Genomic DNA, 15,413 nt, shown 5'->3' on the forward strand with positions numbered 1-15,413 from the left:
ACTACTCTTCTAGACAGATCCGATGAGCTTGATCACATCGGGATTGAGCAGGGTGGGAAAGGACTCGAGCCACGATGACAGTTCTCGATTCGATTCTCGAAGGAGTGCGAGCAGACGTCGCCGCCCGTGAGGCGGCCCTCGATCTCGCCTCCGTCAAGGCTGCCGCCGCAGCCGCGCCCCCACCGATCGACGCCAAGGCCGCGCTACGCGAACCGGGCATCGCGGTCATCGCCGAAGTGAAGCGTGCCAGCCCCTCGAAGGGTGCTCTCGCCGACATCGCCGATCCCGCCGAGCTCGCAGCAGCGTACGAGTCCGGAGGCGCTCGCGCCATCAGCGTTCTCACCGAGGAACGCCGATTCCACGGCAGCCTCGCCGACCTCGACGCCGTCCGTCGCGCTGTCCGTATTCCCGTACTGCGCAAGGATTTCGTGGTCGGTCCCTACCAGATCCACGAGGCGCGGGCACACGGCGCCGACATCGTGCTCCTCATCGTCGCGGCCCTCGAGCAGACCGTCCTGACGGCGCTGATCGACCGCGTCGAGTCGCTCGGCATGACCGCGCTGGTCGAGGCGCACACCGAGGAGGAGGCCGACCGTGCCCTCGAGGCCGGCGCCACCGTCATCGGCATCAACGCCCGCAACCTCAAGACCCTCGAGGTCGACAAGACGACCTTCTCGCGCATCGCGCCGGGCCTGCCCAGCAACGTGCTCAAGATCGCCGAATCCGGTGTCCGCGGCCCGGCCGATCTGCTCGCGTACGCGGGTGCCGGCGCCGACGCGGTGCTCGTCGGAGAGGGACTGGTGACCAGTGGGGATCCGCGCCAGGCAGTCGCCGAACTGGTGACGGTGGGCACGCATCCGTCGTGCCCCAAGCCCGCACGCTGACCGTCCCGGCCGGTCCGGACCCCCACGTGATCCGCGTCGCGTGGTGGGGCAGACTGGACGCGTGACTGCAGACGATTCCGCACTTTCCGCCAAGGGCCGAGGGCTTCCCTCGATGAGCGAAGCCCTCGCCACTCCGACCGCGCACGAACCCGACGTCCGCGGCCATTTCGGAGTCTTCGGTGGCCGCTATGTGCCCGAGGCGCTCATGGCGGTGATCGAGGAGGTCACCGCTGCCTACGAGAAGGAGCGCGTCGATCCCGGCTTCCTGGCCGAACTCGACCGCCTGCAGCGCGACTACACCGGCCGCCCGTCCCCGGTCTACGAGGCCACCCGCCTGAGCGAACACGCCGGCGGAGCGCGCATCTTCCTCAAGCGCGAGGATCTCAACCACACCGGCTCGCACAAGATCAACAACGTGCTCGGGCAGGTGCTGCTCGCCAAGCGCATGGGCAAGACGCGCGTGATCGCCGAGACCGGCGCCGGCCAGCACGGCGTCGCCACCGCCACCGCATGCGCGCTGCTCGGTCTCGAATGCCGCGTCTACATGGGCGAGGTCGACACCGAACGGCAGGCCCTCAACGTCGCGCGCATGCGTCTGCTCGGCTCCGAGGTCATCGCCGCCAAGACCGGCTCGCGCACCCTCAAGGACGCGATCAACGAGGCGATGCGCGACTGGGTCACCAACGCCGACAACACCTACTACTGCTTCGGCACCGCCGCCGGCCCGCACCCCTTCCCGGCGATGGTCCGCGACTTCCAGCGCATCATCGGCCTCGAGGCCCGCGCACAGATCCGCGAACTCACCGGTCGCCTGCCCGACGCCGTCGTCGCCTGCGTCGGCGGCGGATCGAACGCGATCGGCATCTTCCACCCGTTCATCGACGACCCGTCCGTCAAGCTCGTCGGCTGCGAGGCCGGGGGGGACGGGGTGGAGACCGGACGGCACGCCGCCACCATCGGCGGCGGCACTCACGGTGCCCTGCACGGCGCGTTCTCGTACCTGTTGCAGAACGAGGACGGCCAGACCATCGAATCGCATTCGATCTCCGCCGGTCTCGACTATCCCGGCGTCGGCCCCGAACACGCCTGGCTCGCCGACACCGGCCGGGCCGAGTACCGCGCCGTCACCGACAGTGAGGCCATGGAGGCCTTCGCGTTGCTGTGCCGCACCGAGGGCATCATCCCCGCTATCGAGTCGGCCCACGCCGTCGCCGGTGCCGTCGAGCTCGGCCCCGAACTCGGCAAGGGCGCCATCGTCCTGGTCAACCTCTCCGGCCGCGGGGACAAGGACGTCGACACCGCCGCCAAGTGGTTCGGTTACCTGCCGACCGACGAGTCCGCCGACCGGACCGGCCCCGAAGGAGCAGCCCAGTGAGCGCCCCGCACGAACGCCTGACCGAGATCTTCGCGACCTGCCGCGCCGAGAACCGCGCCGCACTGGTCGGTTACCTGCCGGTCGGCTATCCCACCGTCGAGCGCTCCGTCGAGGCGATGAAGACGCTCGTCGAGGGCGGCTGCGATCTCATCGAGGTCGGCATCCCCTACAGCGACCCGGTCATGGACGGCACCACCATCCAGAACGCGGCGTTCGAAGCGATCGCCAACGGCGTCCGGGTCCGCGACGTCTTCCCGGCCGTCGAGGCGATCACCGCCGCCGGCGGCGCCGCGGTCGTGATGACCTACTGGAACCTCGTGCTCAAGTACGGCGTCGAGAACTTCGCGCGCGACCTCGCGGCCGCGGGTGGACTCGGCATCATCACGCCCGACCTCGTCCCGGACGAGGCGGAAGAATGGATCGCCGCGGCCGACAAGTACGGACTCGGCAGGATCTTCCTGGTCGCACCGTCGTCGACCAACGAGCGCCTCGCGACCACCCTCGACAAGTGCCGCGGCTTCGTCTACGCCACCTCGACCATGGGTGTCACCGGCGCCCGCGACAGCGTCGACAACCGCGCGCCGGAGATCGTCGCCCGGGTGCGCACGCACTCCGACATCCCGGTCGGTGTCGGTCTCGGTGTGCGCAACGGTGCCCAGGCCGCGGAGATCGCGGGCTACGCCGACGGCGTGATCGTCGGTTCGGCGCTGGTCTCCGCCGTCGCCGAAGGGCCCGACGCGTTGCTCGCACTGACTCGGGATCTCGCGAAGGGCGTTCGCTCCGCTAACGTGCACTCGTGACATCCACTGCGTCTGTTCTGGCCTATCTGCCGAGTCCGCCGCAGGGCGTCTGGTATCTCGGACCGTTCGCCCTCCGCGCCTACGCCCTGTGCATCATCGTCGGGATCGTCGTGGCGATCTGGTGGGGCGACCGCCGCTGGGTCGCACGCGGCGGACAGGCCGGCACCGTCCTCGACATCGCCGTGTGGGCGGTGCCCTTCGGTCTGATCGGTGGGCGGCTCTACCACGTGGCCACCGACTGGCAGAAGTACTTCGGAGACGGCAACGACCCGGTCGACGCCCTGAAGATCTGGGAGGGCGGCCTCGGCATCTGGGGTGCGGTCGCTTTCGGTGCGCTCGGTGCGTGGATCGGGTGCCGTCGGCGGGGGATCCCGCTGCCGGCCTTCGGGGACGCCCTCGCCCCGGCGATCCTGCTGGCGCAGGCCATCGGACGCCTCGGCAACTGGTTCAACCAGGAACTCTACGGTCGCGAGACCACGGTGGCGTGGGGACTCGAGATCTACGAACGGCGCAACGACGCAGGGCAGGTCGCGCCCGGGCTGGTCGACGGCGTGTCCACCGGCGAGGTGGCCTTCGTCGTGCACCCGACCTTCCTCTACGAGCTGCTGTGGAACCTCGCCGTCGTGCTGCTGTTGGTGTTCGTCGACCGAAAGTTCACGATCGGTCACGGACGCCTGTTCGCCCTCTACGTCGCCGGGTACTGCGCGGGCCGGTTCTGGATCGAGCTGATGCGCACCGATGCGGCGACCCAGATCGCCGGTATCCGGATCAACTCGTTCACCTCGGGCATCGTATTCGTGCTCGCGGTCGCCTACTTCGTCCTCGCACGTAAGGGCCGCGAGGACCCTGCGACGCTGAATCCGGTCGCCGGGAACGCGGACGCAGAGCCGGCCGCACAGGACGAGGGCGGGGCGGCCGCAGACGAGGCCGCGCCCACTTCGGAGTCGGCGGATGCGGAGTCGGACAGCTCGTCGTCCGCCGCCGGTAGAGTCGACGAAGCGACGTCCGGAGACAGCAAAGGGGATCACTCGTGACCAGACAGGACCCGGAAGCTTCGGGAGCATCCGATTCGGAGCCTGCCAAGCCGGAGCCCGACAAGACGGAGCCTGCCCAGCCCGACCTGACGAAGCGGAGCGAGTCCGCCTCCGGCGCCGACACGCCGGAGCGGTCCTCGGAGAGCGAGCACACCCCGCCGCCCGATCTCGGACGCGCGTTCGACTACGACGCCACCGCGCAGGCCTCGTTGTCCGCTCAACCGCCCACACTCGACTCCCTCGGTGGCGCCACCGGCACTCCGGGACCGGGATGGGACACCTACTCGGGTGTCGGCAACGGACCGGGCTGGGGGACCACGCCCAGCTACCCGCCGCCGGCCGAGCACGAGTCCGACTATCCGTCCCCGGGCGACTACCCCTACGGCGAGCATCAGGGCCGGCCCGAGACCGGCACCGGACCGGTCTACGGGACACCCGACCCGCACTACCCGATCGGGTCCCCGCAGCAGGACCCGTCGCAGGGCCGGTACACCGGTCCGCAGGGAACGCAGCAGCCGGGTTACGGTCCGCCTCCGCAGGGCGGGCAGGGTTACGGTCCGCCTCCGCAGGGCGGGCAGGGTTACGGTCCGCCTCCGCAGAGCGGACAGGGATACGGTCCGCCGCCCGGCTACGGGGTGATGCCCGCCTACGGCTACCCCGACCCGTCGAACCCGTACGGTCACGACGCCGCAGCGCCCTTCGGACGCGATCCCTACACCGGCGAGCCGTACTCCGACAAGAGCAAGGTCACCGCAGGTGTGCTGGGGATCCTGCTCGGCGCCTTCGGTGCCGGACGCTTCTACCTCGACCAGCCGGGCACGGCGGTCGCGCAGATCGCCGTCACCTGGCTCACCTGCGGTATCGGGGGCATCTGGCCGCTGATCGACGGCATCCTCATGCTCACCGGCAAGGTCCGCGACAAGAACGGACGCCAGCTCCGTCCGTGACATCCCGACGACTCCGTCGCCTGTGACATCCCGACGTCTCCGTCGCCTGTGACATCCCGACGTCTCCGTCCCATCGGCACCCCGGCGACACGCACCGGGGTGCTGGGATGGAGGGTCGCAGGCTCGGAGGCTAGGCTCGAAGCGTGACCCGACGCACCAAGATCGTTTGCACTATGGGGCCGGCCACCGCCGACCCCGATGTCCTGCGGAATCTCGTCGACGCCGGAATGGACGTCGCCCGCCTGAATTTCAGCCACGGTGAACACGCCGACCACGAGGGCCACTACAACCGGGTCCGCGCTGCGTCGGAGGCCTCCGGGCACGCCGTCGGTATCCTCGCCGATCTCCAGGGGCCGAAGATCCGGCTCGGACGATTCGCCGAGGACCGCACCGTGTGGGAACACGGTGAAGTGGTCCGCATCACCGTCGACGACGTGGTCGGAGACCACGACCGCGTCTCGACCACCTACAAGGAACTCGCTCAGGACGCCGTCGCCGGCGACCGGTTGCTCGTCGACGACGGCAAGGTCGGTCTCGTCGTCGAGGCGGTCGAGGGCAACGACGTCGTCTGCCGCGTCATCGAGGGCGGACCCGTCAGCAACAACAAGGGTGTCTCCCTGCCGGGGATGAACGTCTCCGTTCCGGCCATGTCGGAGAAGGACATCGAGGATCTCGAGTTCGCACTGCGCCTCGGTGTCGACTTCATCGCCCTGTCGTTCGTGCGGTCGCCGGCCGACGTCGAACTCGTTCACGAGGTCATGGACCGCGTCGGGCGGCACGTGCCGGTGATCGCCAAGCTCGAGAAGCCCGAGGCCGTCGAGAATCTCGAGGCCGTGGTCCTCGCCTTCGACGCGGTCATGGTGGCGCGCGGCGACCTCGGCGTCGAACTTCCGCTCGAGCAAGTACCGCTCGTGCAGAAGCGCGCGATCCAGATAGCACGTGAGAACGCCAAGCCCGTCATCGTCGCGACGCAGATGCTCGAATCGATGATCGAGAACTCGCGTCCCACTCGCGCCGAGGCCTCCGACGTGGCCAACGCCGTGCTCGACGGCACCGACGCCGTGATGCTCTCGGGTGAGACCTCCGTCGGCAAGTTCCCCGTCGAAACGGTCCGCACGATGGCGCGCATTATTGCCGCCGTCGAGTCGGATTCGACGGAAGTGCCTGCGCTGACGCACGTTCCGCGCACCAAGCGCGGTGTCATCTCGTACGCCGCCCGCGACATCGGCGAGCGTCTCGACGCCAAGGCGCTCGTCGCGTTCACCCAGTCGGGCGACACCGTGCGACGACTCGCGCGGTTGCACACCCCGCTGCCGCTGCTCGCGTTCACGCCCGTCCCGCACATCCGCAACCAGCTGGCGCTGACGTGGGGCACCGAGACCTTCTCGGTCGAGCCGGTCGACACCACCGACCAGATGGTCGAACAGGTCGACGCGGCGTTGCTGTCGCTGGGCCGGTACCAGCGCGGCGACCTCGTGGTGATCGTCGCCGGAGCGCCTCCGGGACGCTCGGGTTCGACCAACCTCATCCACGTGCACCGGTTGGGTGAGAAAGACACCCGGTGACACTGTCGGACACAACGGATCTCGACGTTCTCCTCGGCCTCCTCGATCTGGAGCAGGTCGAGGAGAACGTCTTCCGTGGTGGTCATCCCGAGCAGGTCGGCAGCCGCACCTTCGGCGGTCAGCTCGTCGCGCAGGCGCTCATTGCGGCCGGACGCACCGTGGGTGATCGTCCTGTGCACGCGATCAACGCCCATTTCATCCGGGGCGGCGACGTCAAGCGGCCCATCGACTACCACGTCGTCACCCACCGGGACGGCCGCGACTTCGCGAACCGGATGGTCACCGCCTACCAGGACGACCAGGAACTGTTCGTCATGCTCGCCGCCTTCCAGCGGTGGGGCAAAGGCCTCGAACACTCGGTGACCGTTCCCGATGTTCCCCTGCCCGAAGCGCTTCCGCCGATCGGCGAACGCCTGCGCGGCTTCGAGGAGCAGTTGCCGCATTTCGTCGGCGCGCTCAAGCCGATCGACATGCGGTACGCCAACGACCCCGCCTGGGTGTTGCGGGGAACGGGGGAGAAGCTCGGCCACAACCGCGTGTGGATGCGCGCCGACGGGCAACTGCCCGACGATCCGCTGCTCCACGTCGCCACGCTGGCCTACGCGTCCGACACGACCGTCCTCGATTCGATCCTCACCACGCACGGCCTGTCGTGGGGACTCGACCGGATCGTGGCGGCGACGGTCAACCATTCGATCTGGTTCCACCGTCCGCTCCGCTTCGACGAATGGCACCTGTACGCCACGGAATCCCCGGTAGCGGCCGGTTCCCGTGGTATGGCGACGGGACGCTACTTCACCATCGAGGGCGAACTCGTCGCGACCGTCGTGCAGGAAGGGCTCATCCGTCACTTCCCGCCGCGTCGTCCGTCGGGGAGCTGATCGGCCGATCGGTCGAGGGCGGCCGACAGCGCGCGCATGCCCTCCACGATCCGCGCCAGGTTCTCGGATCCGGTCTCCTCGCACAGTGCCCGCGCGGCGTCGGCGTGAGCGGGGCCGATGGCACGGATCGCGTCGTGACCGGTCGGTGTCATCGCGACGAGCTTGGCGCGACGGTGCGCCGGATTGGGCCGGTACTCCGCCAGGCCCTTGTCGACGAGGAGATCGGCGATGCGCTGCACGCTCTGCCGGGTGATGCCCATCTCGCGGGCGATCGCGGACACCGGCAGCGGAGCGGAGGAGACCGCGCCGAGGACCTGCCACCAGGCCGCGGTCAGGCCCACCGGACGCGCCAGGGTCTCGGCCAGCGCGAAAAACTGGCCGTTGAGCCGGAAGGCCGTCAGTGCGGCCGCGCTGAGCAGTTCGGCCTCCGCCGGGTGCTGCTCGGCCGCGTTCTGCTCCGTCACGAGCCGGAGGACATGAGCTCGTAGTAGCCGCGCGGGTCGCGCTCGCCGTAGAGGGCGTACCAAGCGTCGAGGACGCGCGGTTCGTACATGTCGAGCCGGGTGAAGATCGCGCGGGCGAAGTCGACCGGGGCGATGCCGCTCGCGGTGATGAGATCGCCGTCCGTGACCGCGGGTTCGTCCCGGTACAGATCGGCGCCACCGTATCCGACGCTCTGCAGGAATTCTGGAGCGTTGCTCGTGTGCGGCCGCTCGTCGAGCAGGCCGGCAGCCGCGAGCGCTCCGGTCGCGCCACAGATCGCGGCCACCGGAACGCCGGCGTCGAGGAATTGCCGGGTCTTGTCGACGAACGGGGCGTAGGCGTCGGTCGGCCAGATGTCGTTGCCCGCGAGGATCAGCATCGCGCTGTCCTCCGGCGTGATGTCTGCGAGCACGGCGTCGGGAAGGATGCGGAGTCCGCCCTTGGTCGTGACCGGTTCCGTCGTGGCTCCGACGGTACGGACGCGGTACCGGCCGGGGCTGCGCTGCCATTCGGGATCTGCGATATGTGGCGTGACGTATCCGATCTCCCAGTCAGCCAGGGTGTCGTACACGGCGACGTGAACTGTTTCGGTCATGACAGTATGCTGACAAAACGACAGCCTACTGTCAATGGTGTCGCACTGCCGGTCGAGGATGATTTGCCGGGTGGTCCAGGCGGCGATTAGCCTTGATCAGGACCACGTCGTGGCGCCACTGTCGTCGAAGGTCGCACGCGACCTCATCGGAGGAGAACATGGGCAACACTCACGCGCAGACTGTGAGCACACGCGCTCGAAGCGCCGTGGCTCCTGCGTGTTGTCGTTGCCGCTGATCACCCCTGTCGGGGCTGCTCGCACTGCTCTCACGATTCCCCTGGGTCCGCTGTGACCGACGATCCGGCGGTGACCGGGAATTCCTCGCATCCGATGCGGTTCGAAAGGCACATCATGTCCGATTCGACAGTATTGCCCGTCATCGATCTGTCCGATCTCGACGGCGACGACACCACACGCAACGCCCTGCTCGATCGCCTCCGGGAGGCCACCCACGAGATCGGGTTCTTCCATCTCGCCGGTCACGGGATAGAGCCCGCGCTCGCCGACGGGCTCGTTGCGGCAGCACGCGAATTCTTCGCCCTCCCCGAGGCGGGCAAGCTCGCGATCGAGAACATCCGCTCGCCCCACTTCCGCGGCTACACCCGTGTCGGTGGCGAACGCACCCAGGGCTATGTCGACTGGCGCGAACAACTCGACATCGGCCCGGAACGCGATGCCGTCGCCGAGGTCGACCCCGACCGCCCCTGGGAGGTGCTGCACGGCCCCGATCTGTGGCCCGAGCAGGTCCCCCGACTACGCGAACTGGCCCTGCGGTGGATCGACGAGGCCGGCAACGTCGGACGCCGACTGCTCGGTGCATGGGCCGAATCCCTCGGTGCCCCCGCCGATCACTTCGAGGACGCCTTCGCCGATCCCGACCCGCTGCTGAAGATCGCGCGGTATCCCGGGCACGACCGCTCGGTCACCGATCAAGGGGTCGGCAGCCACAAGGACGTCGGCGCGCTGACGTTGCTGTATCCTGAACCCGGCAGCACCGGCTTCCAGGTCGAACGCGACGGACGTTGGGTCGACATCGACCCGCTCCCAGGGCATTTCATCGTCAACATCGGAGAACTCCTCGAGGTCGCCACCGGCGGTTACCTCCAGGCGACCGTCCATCGTGTGCTGCCGCCCCCGGCGGGTACCGACCGCGTGTCGCTGCCCTTCTTCCTCAATCCCGGTCTCGACCGCGAACTCCCGGCGGTGGAGTTGCCCGCAGATCTGGCCGCGGCCGCCCGCGGCGTCGGCCCCGACGCACACGGCGGCACGCTGCACGCCGTCTACGGCCTCAACGCACTCAAGTCCCGCCTGCGGGCACATCCGAACGTGGCGGAGCGTTTTCACGCGGATCTCCTCGCCCGCTTCGCCGCACCCCGATAATCGATCTGTCCGTCCCCGTATTTCCAACGTCCCCGTATTTCCAACGTCCCCGCATTCCCAACGGAAGGTATCCACCCGATGTCACTGCGTCGTATCGTCGTCGCGTCCGCCGCGCTCACCCTCGCTGCGGGTCTCGCGGCCTGCTCGTCGTCCGAAGGTGACGACACCACCCTCCGGATCTCGGCGTCGTCCACCCCGCACGTCGAGATCCTCGACCAGATCGTGAGCACCGGGGCGCTGGGCGACTACAAGCTCGACATCGTCGAGATCACCGGGGAGGTCGATCCCAACGAACTGCTCGAGGCCGGTGACGTCGACGCGAACTTCTTCCAGCACGAGCCCTACCTGGCGGACTGGCAGAAGCAGAAGGGTATCGACGACCTCGTCGCCGTCGCCGACGTGCACCTCGAGCCCATCGGCCTCTACTCGAACAAGATCGCCTCGCTCGACGAGCTGAAGGACGGCGACACTGTCGCCGTGCCGCGCGACACCACCAACTACGCCCGCGCGCTGTACCTGCTCGAATCGGCCGGTCTGCTCGAGATGGACGTGCCCTTCGAGGAGGCCGACCTGTCGGTGGTCACCGAATCGAACATCACCGCCAACCCGAAGAACCTGAACCTCGTCGGCATCGAGCGTCCGCAGCTCGCCCGTCAGCTCGACGACGCGCAGATCACCGCCGCCGTGATCAACTCCAATTACGCGCTCGAAGCCGGCCTGAACCCGGCCGAGGACGCCATCGTCACCGAAGAGGTCGAGAACAACCCCTTCTCCAACCTGCTCGTCGTGCGGGCCGAGAACGAGAACGACCCAGCAGTGACCGCGCTGGCCGAGGCCCTCGAGTCGCCCGAGACGGCTGCCTGGATCGAGGAGACCTACTCCGGCGCCGTGCTGCCGGTCCACTCGACGAACTGATGATCGTCGTCGAGAACCTCGTCAAGACCTTCCCCGGAGCCGGGCGCTCCGGGGAGGTCGCGGCGTTGCGAGGGGTGTCGCTCGAGATCCCCGACGGCGAGATCTACGGCATCGTCGGCCCGTCCGGATCCGGCAAGTCCACCCTTCTGCGCTGTCTGAACCTGCTCGAGCGGCCTACCTCGGGACGGATCCTGCTCGGCGGGGACGACCTGTCGACCCTGTCCGGCGCGGAACTGCGAGCGGCGCGTCGCCGGATCGGGACGGTCTTCCAGCAGTTCAACCTACTGCACTCGCGCACCGTGATCCGGAACGTCGAATTCCCGCTCGAAGTGGCGGGGATCGACAAGGAACAGCGCCGCAAGCGGGCGCTCGAGCTGCTCGATCTCGTCGGCCTGGCCGGCAAGGGGGAGAGCTATCCCTCGCAGCTGTCCGGTGGACAGCAGCAGCGCGTGGGCATCGCCCGCGCACTCGCCGTCGAACCCGAGGTACTGCTGTGCGACGAGGCAACGAGCGCCCTGGACCCGGACACCACCGATCAGGTCCTCGATCTCGTCGCCGAGGTGAACAGACGACTGGGCGTCACGGTCGTGGTGATCACCCACGAACTCGGGGTGCTGCGCCGGATCTGCAGCTCGGCAGCTCGGCTCGCCGCCGGGCAGGTGGTCGAGACGGGCCGGATCGTCGATCTCGTCGCCGATCCCGAGTCGGCGCTCGGGCATGCGCTCGTCCCGGTCGGCACCGACCCGTCGACGGGTTCGGGTGCCGACACGGCTCTGGTCACCGCGATCGGTGATGCCGCGCACGGACCGTGGCTCGCGGAGATGATCCGCGCGATCGACGCCGACATCGCTGTGGTCGGCGGCCGGGTCGAACAGGTCGGCAGCGTCACCGTGGGCCGGATGCGCCTTCGGTTCACGGCGGGTACCGATCGGGCACTCATCGAGGGGTTCGTGGCCGAACGCCCGTATCTGAGCCTGGCGTGGGGGACGGAAGCCGAATTGGAGGGACTCACGGAATGACGGTGCAGGCGCGATGAACAAACTGCAGTGGTACGACGCCTTCCCGGAGGTGTGGGAAGCCACCCTCGAGACGCTCTACATGGTTGCGGTGTCCTTCGTGCTCACCGTCGTCGGTGGTGTGCTGGTCGGAATCGTGTTGCAGTTGACGTCCCCGTCCGGACTGTGGCCGCGCAGGACGCTCAACACCGTCCTCGGCGTGATCGTCAACCTCTTCCGGTCGCTGCCCTTCCTCATCCTGCTGATCGCGCTGATCGGGTTCACCCGCTTCATCGTGGGTACCGCGATCGGGCCGACCGCGGCGATCGTGCCGTTGACCATCGGTGCCATCCCGTTCTTCGGCCGGATCGTCGAATCCGCTCTGCGGGAGGTGCCCCGGGGCCGGGTCGAGGCGGCCCAGGCGATGGGGGCCACCAACGGGCAGATCGTGCGCAAGGTGCTGCTGCCCGAAGCACTGTCCCCGCTGATCGCCGGTGCCACCCTCACCCTCGTGCTGCTGGTGGGATATTCGGCCATGGCCGGTGTCATCGGTGGTGGCGGTCTCGGCGACTTCGCGATCGTCTACGGCTACCAGCGGTTCAACACGCCGGTGCTGTTGCTCGCGGTGGTCGTCCTCATCGTGATGGTGCAGATCATGCAGTCGATCGGTGATCTCATGGTCCGCAGGCTCGCGCACCGGCGGTGACGCCCGAGAGCCGGGCGCACCACCGGTGCGTCCGGCTCAGCGGTCGAGCTTCGCGATCGCCTCGTCGACGAGCGGGACGTAGCGGTCGATCGACCACGGCACGGTGAGCGGATTGATCATCGACGATCCCGTGACGAACGGCTGTTCCTCCGGCGCGACGAGCGAGCCGCGCGCGATCGCCGGAATTTGCTGGTAGACGGCCTGCGATTCGATCTCCGCGCGGTTCGCCGGGTCGGAATAGAACGTGAAGATCAGATCCGAGTCCTTCAGCAGTCCTGCGTTCTCGAGCCCGATGACCGCCGAGTCGGTGCCCTCGGTCTCCTCGAGCGTCTCCGCGACCGGGTCGACCGTCAGCCCGAGTCCGCGGACCATCGCCACGCGCTGCTCGTCGGGCATGAACACGCCCAGCGTGCTGGGGCCGGTGTTGTAGATATACGAGAACGTCACCCCGGCGTATTCGGGATGCTCCGCCGCGGTGCGTTCGAAGGTGTCATCGATCCCCGTGATCAGATCCAGCGACTCGTCGTGCCTGCCGAGTGCGGTGCCGATGGTCTCGATCTGGTCCTGCCAGGTGATCGTCCAGGGCAGTTCGGGGTAGGCGACGGTCGGGGCGATCGCCGACAGCAGGTCGTACTGCTCCTGCGTGATGCCCGACCACGGCGCGAGGATGACGTCCGGGGCGAGTCGGGCGATCGCCTCGACGTCCACCTCGGCGCCACCGGTGAACTGCTCGGGCAGCGGCTCGCCGCGTTCGGTCAGTTCCTCGTGGATCCAGGGCAGATATCCGGTTTCGTCGCTGCCCCAGGGATATTCCTCCATCCCCACTGGGGTGACACCCAGTGCGATCGCCGTCTCGGCCGAACCCATCCCGAGCGTGACGACCCTTTCGGGCTGCGCGTCGATCTCGGCGGTGCCCAGTGCGTGCTCGATCGCGACGGGTTCGAAGTCGCCCGTCGGAGAACCGTTCGAGTTGTCGCCACTGCCGGACGAGCAGGCGGTGAGTGCGACGGCGGCGGCGAGCGCGACTACCGCGCGTGACCCGAGGCGGCGCGGGGACAGAAATTTCATGGATACCTCTCACTGATCGGACCGGTTCGAGAGGTGAGCCTAACCTTCTGAAGGGGATGACGGTTATCGGCAGATTTCCGGGCCGTCCGCAACTTCGTGATGTCCCACAAACAGATCACGAGACGGATGTCACATTTGATAGTATTCTGTTATCGAAACCGCTCACGTCCCGGGCGGGAAAGGGGACGGCCGCACTCGGCCACCGCGGGGGTTCGCTCATCACCGACGATTCGTCGACCGGGAACGATGAGTGGATGCGGGGGTACCGGATGCGTCGTTCCGGGGAGGAACGGAGATGCTCATGGTTGCATCCACGGATAAGAGGTCCGATTCGATGCCACGCTCGAACCGGCGGATTCTCGCGATCATCGCGCTCACGGGAATGCTCACGATCGGATTCCTGGCTGCGGTGTTCACCGCGTCGTATCTGATCGGTGCCGCATTCGCCATGCTCACCGGCGCATGCATCGTGCTGGCGCACCTGATGATCGCGCCCGCCTCGATCATCCACGACGACGAGACGGAGACGGCCATCCGTCCCGAGATCCGCGAGCGGTGGCATCCGCTCGGTAGCGAATCCTGAGCTCGTCCCGGCCCGCCGACGTCGCGGCGCCGCCGCGACACGCGGGTTCCCCGGACGGGCGGGTGTGCTCGGTTAGCATCTTGCCCGTGACCGACTCGCTGCGCATCCTCGTCTACAGCGACGATGCGACCGTGCGGCAACAGGTTCGTGATGCCCTCGGTGCCCGGCTGCACCCGGATCTGCCTCCACTCGACTACGTCGAGGTCGCGACACCGCCGGTCGTCGTCGAACGCATGCACGCCGGCGACATCGCCCTCGCCGTGCTCGACGGTGAGGCCGCCCCCGCGGGCGGCATGGGCCTCGCGAAGCAACTCGAGGACGAACTCGACTCGTGCCCGCCGATCATCGTGTTGATCGCCCGGGCCGACGACGAATGGCTCGCCCGCTGGTCGGGCGCCGAGGTGGCGCTGCGTCATCCCGTCGACCCGATTCGGCTCGGCCGGCAGGTCCTCGCGCTGCTCACCCCTCGCTCCCGCCCCTCCTGACCCTTCCGACGCGCGACCGCCCGGCCGCGAACTCGTATGTGGGGCCGGAAAATCTACCCTCCTTCCCGTTGTCGAGCAGCCCGACACGCCGCCCCGAATCGAGGGCGTGAAATCGCGACAAGTCCGACGCGAACAGCACTAGTGTGTGCCGTGACTCACAACCCTGGGCCGGGACGGAACCGCCCGGTGCACGGCGGGGGTGGGTTCGCGGGCGACGAGCAGACCCGCGGCCGGATTCGCGCAAGCAACCGGAGGTCGCATGAACGCTTACGTACCGATCCTGGTACTCGGTGGCATCGCGCTTGCCTTCGCGGTCTTCTCCGTCGCGGTGGCGAGCCTCGCGGGCCCGAGCCGATACAACCGCGCCAAGCTCGATGCGTACGAGTGCGGCATCGACCCCACACCCCAGCCGGTGGGAGGTGGCCGCTTCCCGGTGAAGTACTACCTCACCGCGATGCTGTTCATCATCTTCGACATCGAGATCGTCTTCCTGTACCCGTGGGCGGTCCATTTCGACGCGCTCGGCGTCTTCGGTCTGGCGGCGATGGCGCTGTTCATGTTCAACGTCTTCGTCGCCTACGCCTACGAGTGGAAACGAGGAGGCCTGACATGGGACTGACGACCCGCGTGTACGACGGGATGTCCTGCCAGCGAAGGGGTTACGAGAGCGGACGACAAACGACCGGGCGTCCGGTCCGATTCCGGGGAAGGTGACGG

The 15,413-nt window shown here is 68.1% G+C and carries 17 protein-coding genes; 14 read left to right on the forward strand and 3 right to left on the reverse strand.

Annotated elements, in window-relative coordinates:
• Positions 1 to 74: 74 nt before the first annotated feature.
• From trpC to QR64_RS11445, 7 genes are all read left to right on the forward strand, one after another.
• Positions 75 to 884 (forward strand): indole-3-glycerol phosphate synthase TrpC, encoded by an 810-nt coding sequence (gene trpC / locus QR64_RS11415; protein WP_016696041.1) that lies wholly within the window; start codon positions 75 to 77, stop codon positions 882 to 884.
• Between the two features lie 112 nt (positions 885 to 996).
• The gene (gene trpB, locus QR64_RS11420) at positions 997 to 2,259 is read left to right on the forward strand and encodes a tryptophan synthase subunit beta (RefSeq protein WP_006554060.1); all 1,263 of its coding nucleotides are present in this window, start codon (positions 997 to 999) and stop codon (positions 2,257 to 2,259) included.
• Complete coding sequence (trpA, locus tag QR64_RS11425; protein WP_006554059.1) at positions 2,256 to 3,059, forward strand: tryptophan synthase subunit alpha; 804 nt, start codon at positions 2,256 to 2,258, stop codon at positions 3,057 to 3,059. Before trpB ends, trpA begins: the two co-directional genes overlap by 4 nt.
• On the forward strand, positions 3,056 to 4,093 hold the full coding sequence (lgt, locus tag QR64_RS11430; RefSeq protein ID WP_039585217.1) for a prolipoprotein diacylglyceryl transferase: 1,038 nt from the start codon (positions 3,056 to 3,058) through the stop codon (positions 4,091 to 4,093). Before trpA ends, lgt begins: the two co-directional genes overlap by 4 nt.
• A complete protein-coding gene (locus QR64_RS11435; RefSeq protein ID WP_039585218.1) occupies positions 4,090 to 5,040 on the forward strand; it encodes a TM2 domain-containing protein in 951 nt (316 codons plus the stop codon). The genes lgt and QR64_RS11435 overlap by 4 nt, the downstream gene beginning before the upstream one ends.
• A 143-nt stretch (positions 5,041 to 5,183) precedes the next feature.
• Positions 5,184 to 6,605: a pyruvate kinase gene (pyk, locus tag QR64_RS11440; RefSeq protein ID WP_006554056.1), complete on the forward strand. Its 1,422-nt coding sequence runs from the start codon at positions 5,184 to 5,186 to the stop codon at positions 6,603 to 6,605.
• Positions 6,602 to 7,486 (forward strand): acyl-CoA thioesterase II, encoded by an 885-nt coding sequence (locus QR64_RS11445; RefSeq protein WP_006554055.1) that lies wholly within the window; start codon positions 6,602 to 6,604, stop codon positions 7,484 to 7,486. Before pyk ends, QR64_RS11445 begins: the two co-directional genes overlap by 4 nt.
• On the opposite strand, the gene QR64_RS11450 is transcribed toward QR64_RS11445, so the two are convergent.
• Both QR64_RS11450 and QR64_RS11455 read right to left on the reverse strand, forming a co-directional pair.
• Entirely contained in the window at positions 7,453 to 7,950 is a 498-nt protein-coding gene (locus QR64_RS11450) for a MarR family winged helix-turn-helix transcriptional regulator (RefSeq protein ID WP_039585219.1), read from the reverse strand. The genes QR64_RS11445 and QR64_RS11450 overlap by 34 nt on opposite strands.
• Positions 7,947 to 8,564, reverse strand: coding sequence for a DJ-1/PfpI family protein (locus QR64_RS11455; RefSeq protein ID WP_019289699.1), 618 nt, complete (start codon positions 8,562 to 8,564; stop codon positions 7,947 to 7,949). The genes QR64_RS11450 and QR64_RS11455 overlap by 4 nt, the downstream gene beginning before the upstream one ends.
• A gap of 351 nt (positions 8,565 to 8,915) precedes the next feature.
• Here QR64_RS11455 and QR64_RS11460 point away from each other — a divergent pair, with 351 nt between their 5' ends.
• The 4 genes from QR64_RS11460 (at position 8,916) to QR64_RS11475 (ending at position 12,560) form a co-directional block, all read left to right on the forward strand.
• Entirely contained in the window at positions 8,916 to 9,944 is a 1,029-nt protein-coding gene (locus QR64_RS11460) for an isopenicillin N synthase family dioxygenase (protein WP_039585253.1), read from the forward strand.
• 78 nt (positions 9,945 to 10,022) lie between these two features.
• On the forward strand, positions 10,023 to 10,859 hold the full coding sequence (locus tag QR64_RS11465) for a MetQ/NlpA family ABC transporter substrate-binding protein (RefSeq protein WP_039585220.1): 837 nt from the start codon (positions 10,023 to 10,025) through the stop codon (positions 10,857 to 10,859).
• On the forward strand, positions 10,859 to 11,878 hold the full coding sequence (locus QR64_RS11470) for a methionine ABC transporter ATP-binding protein (protein ID WP_006554050.1): 1,020 nt from the start codon (positions 10,859 to 10,861) through the stop codon (positions 11,876 to 11,878). The genes QR64_RS11465 and QR64_RS11470 overlap by 1 nt, the downstream gene beginning before the upstream one ends.
• A gap of 13 nt (positions 11,879 to 11,891) precedes the next feature.
• Positions 11,892 to 12,560 (forward strand): methionine ABC transporter permease, encoded by a 669-nt coding sequence (locus tag QR64_RS11475; protein ID WP_006554049.1) that lies wholly within the window; start codon positions 11,892 to 11,894, stop codon positions 12,558 to 12,560.
• 36 nt (positions 12,561 to 12,596) lie between these two features.
• Here QR64_RS11475 and QR64_RS11480 read toward each other — a convergent pair whose 3' ends face one another.
• Complete coding sequence (locus tag QR64_RS11480) at positions 12,597 to 13,628, reverse strand: iron-siderophore ABC transporter substrate-binding protein (RefSeq protein WP_006554048.1); 1,032 nt, start codon at positions 13,626 to 13,628, stop codon at positions 12,597 to 12,599.
• Positions 13,629 to 13,962: 334 nt separating this feature from the next.
• Here QR64_RS11480 and QR64_RS11485 point away from each other — a divergent pair, with 334 nt between their 5' ends.
• From QR64_RS11485 to QR64_RS11495, 3 genes are all read left to right on the forward strand, one after another.
• A complete protein-coding gene (locus tag QR64_RS11485; RefSeq protein WP_230810512.1) occupies positions 13,963 to 14,211 on the forward strand; it encodes a hypothetical protein in 249 nt (82 codons plus the stop codon).
• An 80-nt stretch (positions 14,212 to 14,291) separates the two neighbouring features.
• Complete coding sequence (locus tag QR64_RS11490) at positions 14,292 to 14,696, forward strand: response regulator transcription factor (protein ID WP_082937676.1); 405 nt, start codon at positions 14,292 to 14,294, stop codon at positions 14,694 to 14,696.
• Positions 14,697 to 14,955: 259 nt separating this feature from the next.
• Positions 14,956 to 15,315 (forward strand): NADH-quinone oxidoreductase subunit A, encoded by a 360-nt coding sequence (locus tag QR64_RS11495; RefSeq protein WP_016935086.1) that lies wholly within the window; start codon positions 14,956 to 14,958, stop codon positions 15,313 to 15,315.
• Positions 15,316 to 15,413: the final 98 nt, after the last annotated feature.

The organism is Rhodococcus sp. Chr-9 (assembly GCF_000801125.1).
Lineage (GTDB): Bacteria > Actinomycetota > Actinomycetes > Mycobacteriales > Mycobacteriaceae > Rhodococcus > Rhodococcus pyridinivorans.

What these genes read in the sequence shown, in the direction of transcription:
- QR64_RS11455 (WP_019289699.1), bottom strand. Translation starts at nt 8,564, where the DNA reads ATGACCGAAACAGTTCACGTCGCCGTGTACGACACCCTGGCTGACTGG.
- trpB (WP_006554060.1), top strand. Translation starts at nt 997, where the DNA reads ATGAGCGAAGCCCTCGCCACTCCGACCGCGCACGAACCCGACGTCCGC.
- QR64_RS11465 (WP_039585220.1), top strand. Translation starts at nt 10,023, where the DNA reads ATGTCACTGCGTCGTATCGTCGTCGCGTCCGCCGCGCTCACCCTCGCT.
- QR64_RS11485 (WP_230810512.1), top strand. Translation starts at nt 13,963, where the DNA reads ATGCCACGCTCGAACCGGCGGATTCTCGCGATCATCGCGCTCACGGGA.
- QR64_RS11495 (WP_016935086.1), top strand. Translation starts at nt 14,956, where the DNA reads ATGAACGCTTACGTACCGATCCTGGTACTCGGTGGCATCGCGCTTGCC.
- QR64_RS11460 (WP_039585253.1), top strand. Translation starts at nt 8,916, where the DNA reads ATGTCCGATTCGACAGTATTGCCCGTCATCGATCTGTCCGATCTCGAC.
- trpC (WP_016696041.1), top strand. Translation starts at nt 75, where the DNA reads ATGACAGTTCTCGATTCGATTCTCGAAGGAGTGCGAGCAGACGTCGCC.
- QR64_RS11480 (WP_006554048.1), bottom strand. Translation starts at nt 13,628, where the DNA reads ATGAAATTTCTGTCCCCGCGCCGCCTCGGGTCACGCGCGGTAGTCGCG.
- QR64_RS11475 (WP_006554049.1), top strand. Translation starts at nt 11,892, where the DNA reads ATGAACAAACTGCAGTGGTACGACGCCTTCCCGGAGGTGTGGGAAGCC.
- QR64_RS11470 (WP_006554050.1), top strand. Translation starts at nt 10,859, where the DNA reads ATGATCGTCGTCGAGAACCTCGTCAAGACCTTCCCCGGAGCCGGGCGC.